Here is a 17,037-nt window from a genome sequence, read left to right on the forward strand (position 1 = left end):
TGAGGGGCGGTCGGCGAATGGGCTCAGATGAACTTCTGGCCCGCGAGGAACTCAGCGAGCTGCTTGCCGCCCTCGCCCTCGTCCTTGACGATCGTGCCCGCGGTGCGCGCCGGACGCTCGGCCGCGGCGTCGACGACGGTGTAGGCGCCCTCCAGGCCGACCTCCTCCGCCTCGATGTCGAGGTCGGACAGGTCCCAGGACTCCACCGGCTTCTTCTTGGCCGCCATGATGCCCTTGAAGGACGGGTAACGGGCCTCGCCCGACTGGTCGGTGACCGACACGACCGCCGGCAGGGACGCCTCAAGCTGCTCGGAGGCGGCGTCGCCGTCGCGGCGGCCCTTGACCGTGCCGTCCTCGACGGAGACCTCGGAGAGCAGGGTGACCTGCGGGACGCCCAGACGCTCGGCGAGCAGCGCGGGGACGACGCCCATGGTGCCGTCGGTGGAGGCCATGCCGGAGATGACCAGGTCGTAGCCGGCCTTCTCGATCGCCTTGGCCAGCACCAGGGAGGTGCCGATGGCGTCGGTGCCGTGCAGGTCGTCGTCCTCGACGTGGATGGCCTTGTCCGCGCCCATCGACAGCGCCTTGCGCAGCGCGTCCTTGGCGTCCTCCGGACCCACCGTCAGAACGGTGACCTCGACGTCGTCGTCGGAGTTCTCGGAGATCTGCAGCGCCTGCTCGACCGCGTACTCGTCGAGCTCGGAGAGCAGACCGTCCACGTCGTCCCGGTCGACGGTCAGGTCATCGGCGAAGTGCCGGTCGCCAGTGGCGTCGGGCACGTACTTCACAGTGACAACGATCCTCAAGCTCACGCCGGCTCTCCTACTGCATCGTCAGTTCTCTGCTGCCTTCTTGCAGGCAGCATAGGCGCCCCAAGTGGCCGATCCCGTTCGGGGCGACCCGCGCTCCGAGCGAAATATTACTCGTCAGTACACCCAGTTCGTTACCGCTAAGCAAGCGCTTTGAACTGTGACGTCTGCAACGCAGCGTAATCGGAAACCGATGAGTTCGCAGACCAGCGGGGTGCCGGTTCGATCACACGAGGCCGGTGAGCTCAGTCACGCAGGCCGGTGAAGCGGCCCTGGTGGTACAGCAACGGCTGCCCGGGACCGGTGGGATCGCCCATCAGCACCTCGGCCAGCACTATGCGGTGGTCCCCGGCCGGTACGCGCGCGGTGATCCGGCAGATCAGCCAGGCGGGCACGGCGTCGAGGACGGGCACACCCTCCGGTCCCGGGCGCCAGGACGTGGGCGGGGCGAAGCGGTCGGCGCCGCTGCGGGCGAAGGTGGCGGCCAGCTCCCGCTGGTGCTCGCCGAGCAGATGTACGCCCACATGCGTGGCCCCGGACAGTGTGGGCCAACAGGAGGACCCGGTGCCGATACCGAAGGACAGCATCGGCGGCTCCGCGGAGACCGAGGTGAGGGAGGTGGCGGTGAACCCCACGGGGCCGCGCTCGCCGTACGCGGTGATCACCGCGACTCCCGCCGCGTGCCGCCGGAAGACGGTGCGCAGCAGTTCGGGCGAGGCGAGCCGGGGGGCGCCGAGGTCGGGCGTCGCGGTCATGAGCACCTGAGCAGGACGAGCACGGGGGACATCCCGTCAGACTGACGATAGTTGCTCTGTGCAGTCAAGTGCGTACCGCGATGTGGGAGATGACTCACTGTCGGACGGGTGCTCATGTCACAATGCCGCGCCGATGGCCGCGATCACGTCGGCCTTGCGCGGCTGTCCGGAGGCCCGGCGCACCTCCCGTCCCGCGGCGTCGAGGACGAGGACGGTCGGCGTCCTGACGATTCCCAGCTCCCGGACCAGCTCCAGCCGGGCCTCGGCGTCGATCTCGACATGGGCGACCCCGGGGACCATCTCAGCCACCTCGCCCAGCACCCGGCGGGTGGCCCGGCAGGGGGCGCAGAAGGCGCTGGAGAACTGCACCAGGGTGGCTTTCTCGCCGAGCCGGCCGCCCAGTTCGTCCGACCCCAGCCGCTTGTCGTGGCCTTGCTCAAGCACCCGTCTCCTCCTCCGGTCGTCGCCCTGTGCAGCGCTCCCGGGCGCGTGAGGATTCCCGGGCAACGACAGTTGATCAGGGCCGACGTGACGAGAATCTCGCCGTTGACGGGCACTGGGACTGGTTCCCCGTCCGTTCTTGGGGCACGATCTGCGACATGCCGTAAACCTACGGCTGCGTAACTTTCCCGCCGGGAGATCCCTTCCCAGGCAGAGAAGGAAGGGTCCAACCCGTCCATGGCAGAGCTTGTCTACCGTCCCGTCGTCGGTCTCGCCCTCACGATGTTCAAGGCGTGGGACCTCAAGATCGACTGCAAGGGTTCGGAGAACATCCCGCGCTCGGGCGGCGCTGTGCTGGTGAGCAACCACATCAGCTACCTGGACTTCATCTTCAACGGCCTGGCCGCGCTGCCGCAGAAGCGTCTGGTGCGCTTCATGGCGAAGGAGTCGGTGTTCCGGCACCGGATCTCCGGTCCGCTGATGCGCGGGATGAAGCACATCCCGGTCGACCGCAAGCAGGGCGAGGCCGCCTACCAGCACGCGCTGGAGTCGCTGCGGTCCGGTGAGATCGTGGGCGTCTTCCCCGAGGCGACGATCTCGCAGTCGTTCACGCTGAAGAGCTTCAAGTCCGGCGCCGCGCGGCTGGCCCAGGAGGCCGGTGTCCCGCTGATCCCGATGGCGGTCTGGGGCACCCAGCGCCTGTGGACCAAGGGCCACCCGCGCAACTTCAAGCGCAGCCACACCCCGATCACCATCCGCGTCGGCGAGGCCATAGAGGCATCCAAGGACAAGTACGCGGGCGCCATCACCCGTCAGCTCCGCGAACGCGTCCAGGAACTCCTGGAGGCCGCGCAGCGGGCGTACCCGGTCCGCCCCAAGGACGCGAACGACACCTGGTGGATGCCGGCCCACCTCGGCGGCACGGCGCCCACACCGGAAGAGGTCCGCGCGGCCGAGGCCCGCTGACGCCCGTTCAGAGCGCGGCCGGGAGCAGCTTCCACAGGTGCTCCCGGTCTCTCGCGTTTTGGAGGGCCCCGAGGACCGCCGGGTGCGGCACGGCGTACAGGGTCGGGTAGTCCAGCTCGCCGGACGCCGGGTCGACCGGGAACGCCAACTGCTCGCCGTCCAGGCAGAACCGGGCGTTCACGCCGGGCTTGTTGCCGCGCGGGTCCTGGCGGTGCCAGGCGCCGTTGAAGCGGACGGCGACCAGGCCGTGGACGACGTCGAACTTCTGGTAGCACAGCGCCGTCGGGATGTCCTCGGCGCGCAACAGGGCCGCCAGGGCATGGGACTTGGCGTAGCAGATGCCCGTGCCCTGCTCCAGTACGTCCGAGGCGCGCCAGGTGACACGCGGATCGCCGGAGTCCTCGGAGTGCGGGACGGTGTCGCGTACGAACTCGAAGGCCAGCCGCGCATAGGCATACGAATCCTCGGCCTGCGCGGCGAGCTGCGCCGCCGTTTTCCGCACGACCGGGCTCTCGTGGTCGATGACTTCGTCAGCGGCCAAGTAGGCGGAGAGGTCGGGGGTTTCCTGGATGAGCTCCATGACGGCAGAGCATAGGAATGCGATCACCCAAGAGTCAATGACTTTTCAGGTGGCCGCATACCTATGCATAGTCCGGGACGGCTACCGGGCCATCTCCTCCTTGAGCGCCGCGAGGAACGCGTCCACGTCGTCCTCGGTCGTGTCGAAGGCGCACATCCAGCGCACGACGCCCTCGGCCTCGTCCCAGAAGTAGAACCGGAACCGCTTCTGCAGCCGCTCGCTCACGTCGTGCGGGAGCTTGGCGAACACGCCGTTGGCCTGCACCGGGTAGAGGACCTCCACGCCGTGCACCGAGCGGACGCCCTCGGCGAGCCGCTGGGCCATCTCGTTGGCGTGCCGGGCGTTGCGCAGCCACAGGTCCTTCGCCAGCAGCGCCTCCAACTGCACCGACACGAAGCGCATCTTGGAGGCGAGCTGCATGGACAGCTTGCGCAGGTGCTTCATGTGGCTGACGGCGTCCTGGTTGATCACCACGACGGCCTCGCCGAAGAGAGCACCGTTCTTGGTGCCGCCCAGGGAGAGGATGTCCACGCCGACGGCGTTGGTGAAGGACCGCATCGGGACGTTCAGCGAGGCCGCGGCGTTGGCTATCCGGGAGCCGTCCAGGTGCACCTTCATGCCGTGCGCGTGGGCGTGCTCGCAGATCGCGCGGATCTCCTCGGGCGTGTAGAGGGTGCCCAGCTCCGTGCTCTGGGTGATCGAGACCACCTGTGGCATCGCCCGGTGCTCGTCCTCCCAGCCCCACGCCTGCCGGTCGATCAGCTCGGGGGTGAGCTTGCCGTCCGGGGTGGGCACGGTGAGCAGCTTCAGGCCGCCCATGCGCTCGGGGGCGCCGCCCTCGTCGACGTTGATGTGCGCGCTCTCGGCGCAGATCACCGCGCCCCAGCGGTCGGTGACCGCCTGGAGCGCGACGACGTTGGCGCCGGTGCCGTTGAAGACCGGGAACGCCTCGGCCGTGGGACCGAAGTGGCTGCGGATGATCCCCTGCAGGTTCTCCGTGTAGTCGTCCTCGCCGTAGGCGACCTGGTGGCCGCCGTTGGCGAGGGCGAGCGCGGCGAGGACCTCCGGGTGGGCGCCGGCGTAGTTGTCGCTGGCGAATCCGCGGACCTCCGGGTCGTGGTGGCGACGCGCATCGGTCTTCGGGGGGTTCACGGCTTCTCGGTGAGCCACAGACGCTGTCCGTTCACTTCCGCGGCGGGCTTGTCCCAGACGCCGGTGATGGCCTCGGCGAGGTCCTTCACGTCGGTGAAGCCCGCGAACTTCGCGTTGGGCCGCTCGGCACGCATCGCGTCGTGGACCAACGCCTTGACCACCAGGATGGCAGCCGCCGACGTCGGGCCCTCGGCGCCCCCGGCCTTGCGGAAGGCGTCGGCCAGCGCCAGCGTCCACGCCTCGGCGGCGGCCTTGGCGGCGGCGTACGCGGCGTTGCCCGCGGTGGGCTTGGACGCGCCGGCGGCACTGATCAGCAGGTACCGGCCGCGCTCACTGCGCTGCAGCCCCTCGAAGAAGGCCAGCGAGGTGTGCTGGACGGTACGGATGAGCAGCAGCTCAAGGAAGTCCCAGTCGTCCAGGCTGGTCTTGACGAAGGTCTCGCTGCCCCGCCAGCCGCCGACCAGATGGACCAGGCCGTCGATCCGGCCGAACTCCTTCTCGGTCCGGGCGGCCCAGTCCTTGGTGGCGTCCAGGTCGAGCAGGTCGACCGGCTCACCGGTGACGGTGGCGCCGCCCCCGGCGTAGCGGGCCGCGTCGACGGCCTCCGCCAGCCGCTCGGGGTCGTTGTCGGCGCCGACGACGGTGGCGCCCGCCTCGGCCAGCTTGAGCAGGGTCGCCCGGCCCGCCGGTCCGCCCGCCCCGGCCACCGCGATCACCGCACCGCTGAGCGGCCCGTTCCCGTTCGCCATCTTGCCCTCCTGAGCCGTGTCCTCGCTGAGGTCGCTCACGCGGCGACCCGCTCGGCGCTGTCCGCCGTGATGCCCTTGGCCGAGGCGATCACATTCTTGAGCTTCTTGGACAGGGCCTCATAGAACATGCTCAGGGGAAACTCGTCCGGAAGCACGTCATCGACGAGCTTGCGCGGCGGCAGGGACAGGTCCATGGCGTCCGGACCCTTGGCCCACTTGGAGCCGGGGTGCGGGGCGAGGTAGGTGGAGACCAGCTCGTAGCCGGCGAACCAGTGCACGAGCTTGGGACGGTCGATGCCGTCGCGGTAGAGCTTCTCGATCTCGGCGCACAGCTCGTTGGTGACCTGCGGGGCGCGCTGCCAGTCGATGAAGAGCTTGTTGTCGGTCCAGCGCACCACGTCGTGCTTGTGCAGGTAGGCGAAGAGCAGCTGGCCGCCCAGGCCGTCGTAGTTGCGGTTGCGGTCGCCGGTGACCGGGAAGCGGAACATCCGGTCGAACAGCACCGCGTACTGCACGTCACGGGCCTGCGGGACGCCTTCGGCCTCCAGCTTCACGGCCTCCTTGAAGGCGGTGAGGTCGCAGCGCAGCTCCTCCAGGCCGTACATCCAGAACGGCTGGCGCTGCTTGATCATGAAGGGGTCGAAGGGCAGGTCGCCGTGGCTGTGGGTGCGGTCGTGGACCATGTCCCACAGGACGAAGGCCTCCTCGCAGCGCTTCTGGTCGTGGACCATCGCGGCGATGTCCTCGGGCAGCTCCAGGCCGAGGATGTCGACGGCGGCGTCGGTGACCCGGCGGAAGCGGGCGGCCTCGCGGTCGCAGAAGATACCGCCCCAGGTGAATCGTTCCGGCGCCTCGCGCACGGCGATCGTCTCGGGGAAGAGCACCGCGGAGTTGGTGTCGTACCCGGAGGTGAAGTCCTCGAACTTGATGCCGCAGAACAGCGGGTTGTCGTAGCGGGTGCGCTCCAGTTCGGCCAGCCAGTCGGGCCAGACCATGCGCAGCACGACCGCTTCGAGGTTGCGGTTCGGGTTGCCGTTCTGCGTGTACATGGGGAAGACCACCAGGTGCTGGAGGCCGTCCACGCGGTTCGCGGCGGGGTGGAAGACCATCAGGGAGTCCAGGAAGTCCGGCACCTCGAAGCCGCCCTCGGCCCACCGGTTCAGGTCCTTCACCAGGGCCTGGTGGTAGTCCGCGTCGTGCGGCAGCAGGGGCGACAGCTCGTCGACGGCCTTCGCGACGCGGGCCACGGCGGCCTCGGCGTCGGCGACGGCCGGGGCGCCCTCGGCCTCGAAGTCGATCGACCCGTCGGCGGACTGCCATGGCCGGATCTGCTCCACGGCATCCTTGAGCACGGGCCAAGCAGGGTGTTCCACCACCCTGGCCACAGGAGAAACCTTCTCCCCCACACCCGACTGCACAAGAATTTCCGTCATGTCCCATCCTCCACTGGAGAACCTCGTGTAGAGACACCGTACGCACACGAGGTTTCTCTCAGCAAGAGGGACCTCGGGAAAATATCCTGCATCACCCCCACCGTCGCCGCATTTTTTCCTGCGAGATGGGGTAGAGGCACTCTTACGGGGTAAGCGCAATGGGCCGCCCGGTCAATGCGCCGCGGACTCGCCCACGGCCGGGTGACGCCCGGTCCCCGCCCCGTACCGGTGCCCGCCAGGTACTGGCCGGATCCATCCGCCCATCGGGCCGATCCGCCGTGTACGCACGGGTTTCATCCGGGGTCCCGGCGGCTAGGCTGCGCCTGCCGCGCGAACGTCGCGTTCCGGTCGTACGCGCGCGCCGAGCCGCCGTCGACGGAAGCGAGTCGAACCTTGAACTTCCTTACCATCGGTCACCGCGGAGTCATGGGTGTCGAACCCGAGAACACCCTCCGATCCTTCGTCGCCGCCCAGCACTCCGGCCTCGACGTCATCGAACTCGATCTGCACCTAAGCAAGGACGGCCATCTCGTCGTCATGCACGACACCGAAGTGGACCGCACGACCGACGGAAGCGGCCCCATCGCCGAGAAGACCCTCGCCGAGCTGCGCGCCCTGGACGCGGGCAAGGGCGAGCGGGTGCCGGTCTTCGAGGAGGTGCTGGACGCGGTGACGGCACCGCTCCAGGCCGAGATCAAGGACGTGGCGGCGGCGCGGGCGCTGGCGGAGGTGATGGAGCGGCGGGACCTGGTCTCCCGGGTGGAGGTGTCCTCGTTCCACGACGAGGCGGTCGCCGAGATCGCCCGGCTGGTGCCGGGGGTGCGCACCGCCCTGATCGGCAGCCGCTACGGCACCGACATCGTCGAGCGGGCCGTCGCCGTGGGCGCGGGCACGCTCTGCCTCAACATCCGCCGGATCACCCTGGAAGTGGTGGAGGCGGCCCGCGAGGCGCAGCTCAAGGTCATCGGCTGGGTGGTGAACACCCAGGACCATCTGCGGCTCGTGCGCGCCCTGGAGCTGGACGGGGCGACCACCGACTTTCCGGAGATCAAGCGCACGGGCCGCTTCACGGCGTAAGGGGCGGCGTCAGCCGAGTTCCTTGGTGAGCAGCTCGAACTGCAGGTCGTCGCGCTGCGGGATGCCGAACCGCTCGTCGCCGTACGGGAACGGCGTCATCCGTCCCGTACGGCGGTAGCCGCGCCGCTCGTACCAGGCGATGAGGTCCTCGCGCACGGAGATCACCGTCATGTGCATCTCGGTGACGCCCCACTCCTCGCGGGCGGTCCGCTCGGCCTCCGCTATGACGGTCTTGCCCAGGCCCCCGCCCTGCAGGGTGGGGCTGACCGCGAACATGCCGAAGTAGGCGTGCCTGCCGCGGTGCTCCAGCTGGCAGCAGGCGACGATCGTGCCGTCCCGCTCCACCGTCAGCAGTCTGCTGTCCGGCGACTTGATGACCTCCAGCACGCCCTCCGGGTCCGTGCGCTGGCCTTCGAGAATGTCCGCCTCGGTGGTCCAGCCGGCCCTGCTGGAGTCGCCGCGGTAGGCCGACTCGATCAGCGCCACCAGCGCGTCCACATCGGCGTCGGTGGCGTCCCGGAAGGTCAGTGCGGCGGCGGTCTCCATCGGTGTCTCCAGCTTCTCGGCGCTGCGCGAACAGGGACGAGAGTATCCCGGGCCCGTTAGGCTCCCGGATCATGGTGCATGTACTCAGCAGCCGAATCCTGCTCCGTCCCGTCGACCCCGACCGCACCCGCGCCTTCTACGGCGAACAGCTCGGCCTCGCCATCCAGCGCGAGTTCGGCACCGGCCCCGAACGGGGCACCGTCTACTTCCTCGGCGGCGGCTTCCTGGAGGTCTCCGGCCGCTCCGAGACCCCGCCCTCCCCCGCGCTCCAGCTCTGGCTCCAGGTCGAGGACGCGGCGGCGGCGCACGAGGAGCTCACGGCCAAGGGCGTGGAGATCCTGCGTCCGCCGGTGCGTGAGCCGTGGGGCCTGATCGAGATGTGGATCGCCGATCCGGACGGCACCCGGATCGCGCTGGTGGAGACGCCGAAGGACCATCCGCTGCGATACCGGCCGGGCATCTGAGGGGTCGGCGGACCCTCGCTTTCCGATGGCCCGGCCGCGGTGCCGGGCTTAGCGTGCTTCAAGGGGTCCGCCGCTCGGAAGGAACGCCATGAAGCTCGACAAGCCGGTGATCGGCGGGCCCTGCTGGACCGAGCTGGGGACCAGTGACCTGGACGGCGCCCAGCGGTTCTACCACCGGCTCTTCGGCTGGCGCTCCGAGACGGACCCGCGCCAGGAGGCGGGCGGCTACACGGTGGCCCACCTCGGGGACGCGGCGGTCGCCGCGCTGGCCCCGCTGTACCAGGAGTCCCAGCCCGTCGCCTGGAACGTGTCCTTCCTGGTGGCCGACGCAGACGCCACCGCCGCCCAGGCCGAGGCTTCGGGGGCGACGGTACTGGTCGGGCCGATGGACGTGTTCGACGTGGGCCGTTTCGTGGTGGTCCTCGACCCGACGGGGGCCGCCTTCCAGCTGTGGGAGGCCCGTACCTTCCCGGGCGCCGGCCTGTTCAACGCGCCCGGCACGCTCGGCTGGGTGGAGCTGATGACCCGCGCCCCCGAACGCGCCATCGCCTTCTACCGCGCCCTGTTCGGCTGGAGCGTCAACGCCTCCCCGCACTACACGCAATGGGGCATCGAGGGCGCCGACTTCGGCGGCATGGTCACCATGGACGAGAAGTTCCCGCACGAGGTGCCCGCACACTGGCTGCCGTACTTCGCCGTCGCGGACGTGGACGAGAGCGCGGCGAAGGCGACGGAGGCGGGCGGCAGCGCGCTGATGGAACCCACGACCGTGGCCGACGGCCCGCGCATCGCCGTACTGCGCGATCCGCAGGGCGCGATGTTCGGGGTGTACCGGGCCGGGGACTACGCGGACTGAGGTGCCCGGAGCGGGTGCCGTGCTCCCCCGCATGCCCCCCGTGTACATCCTTGCGCTCGCGTGCGCGCCGCGTGGTGCGGGCATTCTCCGACCGACCGCGGGCCAGAGCCCGCACCGTCGAGCGGGGAGGGCGTGTGCATCTACCGGCTTCGCCCGGCTGGCTGCTGGTCGCGCTGTGCGCGGCCACCGGCGCCTACTGCCTGCTGCGCATGCGCAGCGATGTCGAGGAACAGCGCCGGGCCGCGGGCGGCGAGGCGCTGATGGGCTTCGGGATGGCCGCGATGGCCGTGCCCGCGGCCGTGTTCACCCCGCCGCGGTGGGCCTGGCCGGTCTACGCGGTGGTGTTCGGCGCGGCGGCGCTGCACGCCCTGTGGGCGGCCCGGACCAGCGCCCACCACCGGCACCACCTGGTCGGCACCGCCGCGATGGTCTACATGGCGCTCGCGATGGCGGCCTCCCCCGGGCACGGCGGCTCCGGCGTTGCGCCGGTGACCGGCGCGCTGCTGCTCTACTTCACCGGATACGTGCTGCTCACCGGGGTCCGGCTGGTGCCGGTCGGGGCGGGCGGTACGGCCGTACGGCTCGGTGACCGGCCGGAGTTGGCGCGCGCCTGCCGGCTGTCGATGGGGATCGCCATGGTCGCCATGCTGCTGACGATGTGAAACCGTGGTCTGTGTCACTTGGCTGTTCGGCCCGTACCCCTGAGCGGCACGCCGCTCATAGGCTGATCCCATGATGGTCCCCGCGGCACTGTTGCTGCTCGCCGCTCTGACCGCCGTGGTCGCCCCCCGGTTCCTGCACCGGGCCGACTGGCCCGACCGGGAACCGGTGGTCGCGCTGTGGGCGTGGCAGTGCGTCGTGGCGGCCGTCCTGCTGTGCTGCGCGCTGTCGATGACGCTCAGCGCCGCGGCGGCCTGGCAGGCGGTGCGCGGCCATGTGTTCGCCCCGGCACCGAGCGCGGTGGTGGACGCGTACGCCCTCGGCGTGAGGGGTCCCTGGGCGGCGCTCACCGCGGTGACGCTGGCCTGTGGCGGGATCTGGACCGGGGCGATGCTGGTCCGCGAGATCGTACTGGCCCGGGCCCGGCGTCGGCGCCGACGGGCCGAACTCCTCTTCCGCGCACCGCTGTTGCCCGGCGAGGAGCCCGGTCCCGAGCGGCGCCTGGTGGTCCTGGAGGGCGAGCGCCCGGATGCCTGGTGGCTGCCCGGCCCGTCACCGCGGCTGGTGGTCACCACGGCGGCGCTGCGCCGCCTGAAGGGGCGGCAGCTGGACGCCGTGATCGCCCATGAGCAGGGGCACGCCCGGGCGCGGCACGACTGGCTGCTGCACTGCTCGGCCGCGCTGGCCGCCGGGTTCCCGCAGGTGCCGGTGTTCGCCGGGTTCCGGGACGAGATGCACCGGCTGGTCGAACTCGCCGCGGACGACATGGCCTCCCGCCGCTTCGGCCGCCTCACCACGGCACTGGCCCTGGTCGAACTCAACGAGGACCGGGGCGTGTTCGGCCCCACCCCGACCCAGGCCCACGTCCCTGAACGGGTCACCCGCCTCCTCACTCCCCCGGACCGCCTCCCCCCGTTCCGCCGCCTGCGGCTGACGGCGGCCGCGGCGCTGGTACCTGTGGTGCCGGTGCTGGTGACGTTCGTACCGGGGTTGCGGGCACTGGGGTAGCAGGCCCGGGTTCCGTGGCTTTCAGGACGGGGTCGCGGACGCCCGGGGCCCGTTCCCGACGGTCGCCCCGCCCCCGCGCAGGCGTCACGCCCCCGCGTCCATTGGCCTCCGGCGCCCTCGGTCGGCGAGGATCGCAGTATGCAGACGCAGTCCGTCGACTCCTCGCCCCGTATGTCGCTGCGCGGGCCCGCACTCGGCTGGGCGGGGGCGCTGACGCTGTGCTCCGTCCTGCTGCTGGCGCTGGTCGCGGCCCGGTGGCGTCCGCTCATGGACCTCGACGGTGACATCGCCGGGACCACGCACCGGTGGGCGGTCGCCGAGTCCGGCGTGACGCAGACGAACCGGATCCTGACGGACTGGGTCTGGGACCCCTGGACGATGCGGATCCTGTGCGCGGTCGCGGCGGTGTGGCTGATCTGGCGGTACGCGGCGCGATGGACGGCCCTGTGGCTCGCGCTGACCGTCCTCCTGGCCAACATCCTCCAGCAGGGCCTGAAGGCGGCTGTGGACCGCCCCCGCCCCGTGTGGCCCGACCCCGTCGACTCCGCGCACTACGCCGCCTTCCCCTCCGGCCACGCGATGACCGCCACGGTCGTCCTGGGCCTCCTGCTGTACCTGCTGCGCCACTACGGCGTCGGCCGGGCCCTGTGGTGCACGGCCGTGGCCGTGGCGGCGGTTTCCGTCGTCGGCGTCGGTCTGACCCGGGTGTGGCTCGGCGTGCACTGGACGAGCGATGTGATCGGCGGCTGGCTCATGGGCACCGCCGTGGTGGCACTGGCGATCGCCCTGCACCGGCGCCACCTGCGGCCTCGGGGATCAATGGAACCGTGATTGCCGGTGAGAACGACGGTTCGTCGCGCCGCGCGAGCGCCGGGAGGCGCTTCACCGCCCGCTTGCCGCCGGCTGGACAGTCGCTGAGGTGGTCTCGGTCGGTCAGTCTGCTGTCGGGTCCTGTGGGACCTGCGCTCGCGTGAACCCGCTGCTCCGTTCCACTTTCGCCACGTGCAGCGTGTAGCTCTGGTACCACTCGGCTCGCCCGCGCTGTTGCGCCGCGCGGTGCTCGACATCGGTCCGCCACTTCGTGAGGGCGTCGGCGTCGCGGAAGTAGCTGACGGTGATGCCCAACCCGCCAGGAGTCTGCGCGTGGTCCGTCCCCAGGTACCCGGGGATGCCCTTCACCAGGTCTTCCAGGCGTGCGTCGGTCTCGCTGTAGCCGCTCTGGTCCTGGGTGCGCAAGGTAGTGAAGACAGCCATGCAGTAGGGGGGTTCATAGGCCTCGACGGGCACGGCAGGCGCTTCGGAGTGACTGCTCACGGCGCCACCGTGAGGCGGGAGGCGCCGCCGTGCGTCCACCTCTATTTCGATCTTCATCCGTGGGTCGGCGAGACCGCACACGAGCATCGTGGCGGCCGGCCGAACGTCGCCGAAGCAGCGGCGCAGGACCGGCCAGCAGGGTTCGAAGTCCGCACGGTCGGGCAGCAGGTAGCGCACGCGCACCACGTCGGCAAAGGTGCACTTCGCCTCGGCCAGCGCGGCCTCGATGTTGCGCAGGCACTGCTCGGCCTGGTCCACCACGTCGTCGGAGATCGTCATGGTGGCGTAGTCGAATCCGGTCGTCCCGGATATGTGCACCCGGTCGCCGTCGACGACGGCCCGGGCGTAGCCGATCTGCTCCTCGAACGTCGAGCCGCTGAGGATCGCGTGTCGCTCCGTCATGCGCGGAACGCTAGGTGACCAGCACTGATACGTCTAATACGGCTGCGTACATGGTCTGATATCTCCAGGCGTATGGAGCGCCCCGAACTCCCCCTCCCGCAGCTGCACGCCTTCGTCGTGCGCGCAGAGGAACTCCACGTCGGACACGCGACCGCCCATGTCGGCCCTCGGGGGCCATGGCACAACGGCCTGATCCTTCCGCACCGTCGGTCCGCGTTCCGTAGGATTCGAACATGATCGCCGTGCTGTTCGACTTCTCCGGCACCCTGTTCCGTGTCGAGTCCACCGCCTCCTGGCTGCGCGGGGCGCTCGCCGAGCGGGAGCTGGAACTGCCCGAACCGGAGGTGGCGGAGGCCGCCGCGGCGCTGGAGCGGATGGGGGCGCTGCCGGGCGGCGCGAGCCCGGCATGGCTGCCGGAGGACGTGGCGAGCGTGTGGGGTGTCCGGGACAAGAGCCAGGAACTGCACCGCGCCGCGTACACGGGCCTGTCCCGGCACGTCCAGCTGCCCGACGAACGCCTGCACGACACGCTCTACGACCGCCACATGACGCCCGCCGCCTGGGAGCCCTACCCCGACGCGCCCGAGGTACTGGCCGGGCTCCGGCAGCGCGGCATCGGCGTCGGTGTGATCAGCAACATCGGCTGGGACCTGCGTCCGGTCTTCCGCGAGCACGGCCTGGACCAGTATGTGGACGCCTACGTCCTGTCCTTCGAACACGGCATCCAGAAACCGGACCCCCGCCTCTTCCGCACGGCCTGCGCCGCGCTGTCCGCCGACCCGCGCGAGGTCCTGATGGTCGGCGACGACCGCCGCGCCGACGGCGGAGCCGCGGCCCTGGGCTGCTCGGTCCACTTCGTCGACCACCTGCCCGCCGCCGAACGCCCCGACGGCCTGCGACCGGTACTGGACCTGGCGGAAGGGCGCCGCGCGGAGGGCTCGGGAGTCGGCGCCTGATCAAGTCGCCTGGGGCCACCATCCGGGAGAGTGGCCGCCTGCCTTAGGCGATCCCCCGTGTCGCCCAAGGCAGACGGCACCCGAACCGGCCGGAAACGGAGTCCGGTCGGCTGCGCTGAGTATAGTTGGCTGGCAGCCAGTCAACGCAGGAGTCCAGGATGTCCCCGCGAAGCGCCTCGGTCAATGAAGAACTCCGACGGCGTTCTCGCGAACGGCTGCTCCAAGCCGCCGTGGAACTGGTCAGTGAGCACGGCTACGAGGCCACGACCTTGGGAGACATCGCGGACCGGGCCGGTTCGGCGCGCGGTCTGGTGTCGTACTACTTCCCCGGAAAGCGCCAGCTCGTCCAGTCCGCGGTGCACCGCCTGATGCACCGCACGCTGGAGGAGGCACTGGAGCGCGAGCCGCGTACGGACGACGGACGCGAGCGGATGGCACGGGCCATCGACGCGATCCTCGGGCTCGCCCGGGACCGGCCGGTGCTGATGCGGCAGCACATGGCCGGGATCCTCCAGGCCGAGGGGTTCGTGCAGTGCCCGGAGCAGCGCCGGCTCGCCGAGCTGCTGCGGGACACCTGTGCCCGGCACGGCTCCGAGAACATCGATGTCGACTACCCCATGCTGCGGGCCCTGCTGATGGGCGCGGTGTTCGCGGCGCTGGTGCCCGGTGTGCCGATGCCGGTTCCGGTTCTCCGTGCCGAACTGTTCAAGCGGTACCGGCTGGACTGGGAGATGGGGGTTCCGCCCGAGACGCCGACCCCGACCTGCACCTCGGACCTGTCCCGGTTCTTCGAGACCGGCGAAGGGCCCAAGTGCTAGCCGATACGGCTCAGTGTCAGCGCCGGGCGTGGCCGGGTGTGAGGTAGCCCGCGTCCCGGGCCTGGGCGATCAGGCGCAGTGACTTGCGGCGGCTGTGGCCGGTGGCGCACATGACGGCGAGGACGGGGTCGTAGCCCTCCTCCTGGGCCGCCAGGTACTCCTGCGCGACCAGCCACCGCCCCTCGATGCCGCGCGGCCACGCGGGCCGGGCCCGCCGCCCGGTGCCGGTCTCCTCAGCGTCCTCGCGCACCCGGGGTTCGTCGCCCCCGCCGCACGCCTCGAACAGCGGTTCCTCGATCCAGTCGGCGAGTTCCGCCAGATCGTGCAGGGACAGCGCCGGCTGTGCCCGTACGTCCTCGATGGAGACGCGCCCCTCGGACACCACCGCGAGCGCGTCGACCCGGGCGCCGTCCGTGAAGGCCAGCCTGACCTGGAACCACGCCGTCGCGCCCGCGCTCTCCCGCACTTCCCACGCGGGCCACACGGACACCTGGCCGTCCGTCGGACAACGATCAGAAAGATTAAGAAAGGATGCTTCTAGCACACACGGAACGTAACCGCATCATCACATTCCATACGAACGGACACGCACGGCCACTCGGCGTCGGCACCCTGTCAGCGCAGCACCCCAGGTGCGATGCTGGAAACGACAGCACCCTCCTGCGAGCCCACGGGTGAGGAGTTCCGCCGTGCTGCGTGTCGCCGTGATCGGCTCAGGTCCCAGCGGGTGTTACACCGCGCAGAGCCTCGTACAGCAGGATCCGACCGTCCGCGTCGACGTCCTGGACCGGCTGCCGTGCCCGTACGGCCTGGTCCGGTACGGCGTGGCGCCGGACCACGAGAAGATCAAGTCTCTCCAGACCAACCTGCGCAGGGTGCTGGAGCACGAGCGGGTGCGCTTCCTCGGAGGCGTCCGGGTCGGCGCCGACGGGGTGTCGACGGCACGGCTGCGGGAGCTGTACCACGCGGTCGTGTACTGCGTGGGCGCCGCCTCCGACCGGCATCTCGGGATTCCCGGCGAGGATCTGCCGGGCAGTTGGTCGGCGACACAGTTCGTGTCCTGGTACAGCGCCCATCCGGACGCCGTGGACGACGGTTTCGTCCGCGGGGTGCGCTCGGCCGTGGTGATCGGTGTGGGCAATGTCGCCGTGGACGTCGCGCGGATGCTGGCCCGGGGGCCGGAGGAGCTGAGCCCCACGGACATGCCGCAGGCCGCGCTCACCGCCCTCGCCGCGAGCGAGGTCACCGACATCCACATGGTGGGGCGGCGCGGCCCCTCCCAGGCCCGTTTCACCACCAAGGAGCTGCGCGAACTGGGCACGCTCCCCGGCACCGACGTCGTCGTGGACCCCGCGGAGGCCGCCCTGGACCCGGCCTGGTCCGACCCCTCGGAGCTGCCCGCCGCGCAGCGCCGCAATGTCGACGTGCTGCGCGCCTGGTCCGCGGGCCGGACCCACGACTCGCCCCGGCGCATCCGGCTGCGGTTCTTCCTGCGTCCCGTCGAACTCCTCGCCGACGACGGCCGGGTGGGCGCCGTCCGCTTCGAACGCACGGCGCCCGACGGGCGGGGCGGAGTGGTCGGAACCGGCCAATTCGAGGTGATCGAGGCCCAGTTGGTGCTGCGCTCGGTCGGATACCGCGGAGTGCCCCTGGACGGGCTCCCGTTCGATCCGGCGACGGGCACGGTCCCCAACACGGCCGGCCGCGTGGAGCGCGACGGCGCGGTCTCCCCCGGCGAGTACGTGGCCGGATGGATCAAGCGCGGCCCGACCGGTGTCATCGGCACCAACAGACCCTGCGCCAAGGAGACGGTGACCTCCCTGCTGGAGGACGCCCCGGCCCTGCTCGCCAAGGAGGTTCCCGAGGATCCCGTGGCGGCGCTGCGGGCGCAGGGCGTCGAGCCGGTGAGCTGGGAGGGCTGGCGGTCCATCGAGCGCGCGGAGGCGGAACTGGGGGCGAGCCTGGGGCGGCGCGTGGTGAAGCTGGCGGACTGGGGCTCCCTGATGGCCGCCGCGCGGCGCACCTGACGCGACTCGGTGCCGTGCGAGGTG

The 17,037-nt window shown here is 70.7% G+C and carries 20 protein-coding genes; 10 read left to right on the forward strand and 10 right to left on the reverse strand.

All coding sequences use genetic code 11. The features are described 5' to 3' along the window. Positions 1–23: 23 nt before the first annotated feature. The 3 genes from GA0115233_RS07570 to GA0115233_RS07580 all read right to left on the reverse strand — a co-directional run bounded on the left by GA0115233_RS07570 (position 24) and on the right by GA0115233_RS07580 (position 2,008). Positions 24–812: an electron transfer flavoprotein subunit beta/FixA family protein gene (locus GA0115233_RS07570; RefSeq protein ID WP_093719325.1), complete on the reverse strand. Its 789-nt coding sequence runs from the start codon at positions 810–812 to the stop codon at positions 24–26. Positions 813–1,054: 242 nt separating this feature from the next. Further along, positions 1,055–1,564: a flavin reductase family protein gene (locus GA0115233_RS07575; RefSeq protein ID WP_093719326.1), complete on the reverse strand. Its 510-nt coding sequence runs from the start codon at positions 1,562–1,564 to the stop codon at positions 1,055–1,057. 117 nt (positions 1,565–1,681) lie between these two features. Next, positions 1,682–2,008 carry a TlpA family protein disulfide reductase gene (locus GA0115233_RS07580; protein ID WP_255310080.1) on the reverse strand — a complete coding sequence of 109 codons (327 nt, stop codon included), beginning with the start codon at positions 2,006–2,008 and terminating at the stop codon, positions 1,682–1,684. A 234-nt stretch (positions 2,009–2,242) separates the two neighbouring features. Here GA0115233_RS07580 and GA0115233_RS07585 point away from each other — a divergent pair, with 234 nt between their 5' ends. Continuing rightward, positions 2,243–2,971: a lysophospholipid acyltransferase family protein gene (locus GA0115233_RS07585; RefSeq protein ID WP_093719327.1), complete on the forward strand. Its 729-nt coding sequence runs from the start codon at positions 2,243–2,245 to the stop codon at positions 2,969–2,971. 7 nt (positions 2,972–2,978) lie between these two features. Here GA0115233_RS07585 and GA0115233_RS07590 read toward each other — a convergent pair whose 3' ends face one another. From GA0115233_RS07590 to GA0115233_RS07605, 4 genes are all read right to left on the reverse strand, one after another. After that, a complete protein-coding gene (locus GA0115233_RS07590; protein ID WP_176711667.1) occupies positions 2,979–3,551 on the reverse strand; it encodes a transglutaminase-like domain-containing protein in 573 nt (190 codons plus the stop codon). An 81-nt stretch (positions 3,552–3,632) separates the two neighbouring features. Next, positions 3,633–4,703, reverse strand: coding sequence for a threonine aldolase family protein (locus GA0115233_RS07595; RefSeq protein ID WP_093719329.1), 1,071 nt, complete (start codon positions 4,701–4,703; stop codon positions 3,633–3,635). After that, the gene (locus GA0115233_RS07600; RefSeq protein WP_093719386.1) at positions 4,700–5,452 is read right to left on the reverse strand and encodes an SDR family oxidoreductase; all 753 of its coding nucleotides are present in this window, start codon (positions 5,450–5,452) and stop codon (positions 4,700–4,702) included. Before GA0115233_RS07600 ends, GA0115233_RS07595 begins: the two co-directional genes overlap by 4 nt. A gap of 35 nt (positions 5,453–5,487) precedes the next feature. Next, entirely contained in the window at positions 5,488–6,885 is a 1,398-nt protein-coding gene (locus GA0115233_RS07605) for a DUF6421 family protein (protein WP_093719330.1), read from the reverse strand. 393 nt (positions 6,886–7,278) lie between these two features. Here GA0115233_RS07605 and GA0115233_RS07610 point away from each other — a divergent pair, with 393 nt between their 5' ends. Beyond that, on the forward strand, positions 7,279–7,962 hold the full coding sequence (locus GA0115233_RS07610) for a glycerophosphodiester phosphodiesterase (RefSeq protein WP_093719331.1): 684 nt from the start codon (positions 7,279–7,281) through the stop codon (positions 7,960–7,962). Positions 7,963–7,971: 9 nt separating this feature from the next. On the opposite strand, the gene GA0115233_RS07615 is transcribed toward GA0115233_RS07610, so the two are convergent. Then, positions 7,972–8,508, reverse strand: a complete 537-nt coding sequence (locus GA0115233_RS07615; protein WP_093719332.1) for a GNAT family N-acetyltransferase — start codon at positions 8,506–8,508, stop codon at positions 7,972–7,974. Positions 8,509–8,579: 71 nt separating this feature from the next. On the opposite strand from GA0115233_RS07615, the gene GA0115233_RS07620 reads away from it, so the two are divergent. The 5 genes from GA0115233_RS07620 (at position 8,580) to GA0115233_RS07640 (ending at position 12,327) form a co-directional block, all read left to right on the forward strand. After that, positions 8,580–8,972, forward strand: a complete 393-nt coding sequence (locus GA0115233_RS07620; RefSeq protein WP_093719333.1) for a VOC family protein — start codon at positions 8,580–8,582, stop codon at positions 8,970–8,972. A gap of 88 nt (positions 8,973–9,060) precedes the next feature. Next, positions 9,061–9,828, forward strand: coding sequence for a VOC family protein (locus tag GA0115233_RS07625; protein WP_093719334.1), 768 nt, complete (start codon positions 9,061–9,063; stop codon positions 9,826–9,828). Between the two features lie 134 nt (positions 9,829–9,962). Then, positions 9,963–10,490 carry a DUF5134 domain-containing protein gene (locus GA0115233_RS07630; protein ID WP_093719335.1) on the forward strand — a complete coding sequence of 176 codons (528 nt, stop codon included), beginning with the start codon at positions 9,963–9,965 and terminating at the stop codon, positions 10,488–10,490. A gap of 70 nt (positions 10,491–10,560) precedes the next feature. After that, positions 10,561–11,496 carry a M56 family metallopeptidase gene (locus GA0115233_RS07635; RefSeq protein ID WP_093719336.1) on the forward strand — a complete coding sequence of 312 codons (936 nt, stop codon included), beginning with the start codon at positions 10,561–10,563 and terminating at the stop codon, positions 11,494–11,496. A 138-nt stretch (positions 11,497–11,634) separates the two neighbouring features. Beyond that, on the forward strand, positions 11,635–12,327 hold the full coding sequence (locus GA0115233_RS07640) for a phosphatase PAP2 family protein (protein WP_093719337.1): 693 nt from the start codon (positions 11,635–11,637) through the stop codon (positions 12,325–12,327). 102 nt (positions 12,328–12,429) lie between these two features. Here the strand turns inward: GA0115233_RS07640 and GA0115233_RS42315 are convergent, their stop codons facing one another. Then, on the reverse strand, positions 12,430–13,212 hold the full coding sequence (locus tag GA0115233_RS42315; RefSeq protein WP_093719338.1) for a Rid family hydrolase: 783 nt from the start codon (positions 13,210–13,212) through the stop codon (positions 12,430–12,432). Between the two features lie 233 nt (positions 13,213–13,445). Here GA0115233_RS42315 and GA0115233_RS07650 point away from each other — a divergent pair, with 233 nt between their 5' ends. Together GA0115233_RS07650 and GA0115233_RS07655 are read left to right on the forward strand one after the other, a co-directional pair. Continuing rightward, positions 13,446–14,168 carry an HAD family hydrolase gene (locus tag GA0115233_RS07650; protein ID WP_093719339.1) on the forward strand — a complete coding sequence of 241 codons (723 nt, stop codon included), beginning with the start codon at positions 13,446–13,448 and terminating at the stop codon, positions 14,166–14,168. A gap of 158 nt (positions 14,169–14,326) precedes the next feature. Further along, positions 14,327–14,986, forward strand: coding sequence for a TetR/AcrR family transcriptional regulator (locus GA0115233_RS07655; RefSeq protein ID WP_093719340.1), 660 nt, complete (start codon positions 14,327–14,329; stop codon positions 14,984–14,986). A 16-nt stretch (positions 14,987–15,002) separates the two neighbouring features. On the opposite strand, the gene GA0115233_RS07660 is transcribed toward GA0115233_RS07655, so the two are convergent. Continuing rightward, positions 15,003–15,476, reverse strand: coding sequence for a DUF6214 family protein (locus GA0115233_RS07660; RefSeq protein ID WP_093719341.1), 474 nt, complete (start codon positions 15,474–15,476; stop codon positions 15,003–15,005). Positions 15,477–15,675: 199 nt separating this feature from the next. Between GA0115233_RS07660 and GA0115233_RS07665 the strand changes: the two genes are divergently transcribed. After that, positions 15,676–17,013, forward strand: coding sequence for an FAD-dependent oxidoreductase (locus GA0115233_RS07665; protein WP_093719342.1), 1,338 nt, complete (start codon positions 15,676–15,678; stop codon positions 17,011–17,013). Positions 17,014–17,037: the final 24 nt, after the last annotated feature.

It is taken from the genome of Streptomyces sp. DI166, from assembly GCF_900091315.1.
Lineage (GTDB): Bacteria > Actinomycetota > Actinomycetes > Streptomycetales > Streptomycetaceae > Streptomyces > Streptomyces fuscus.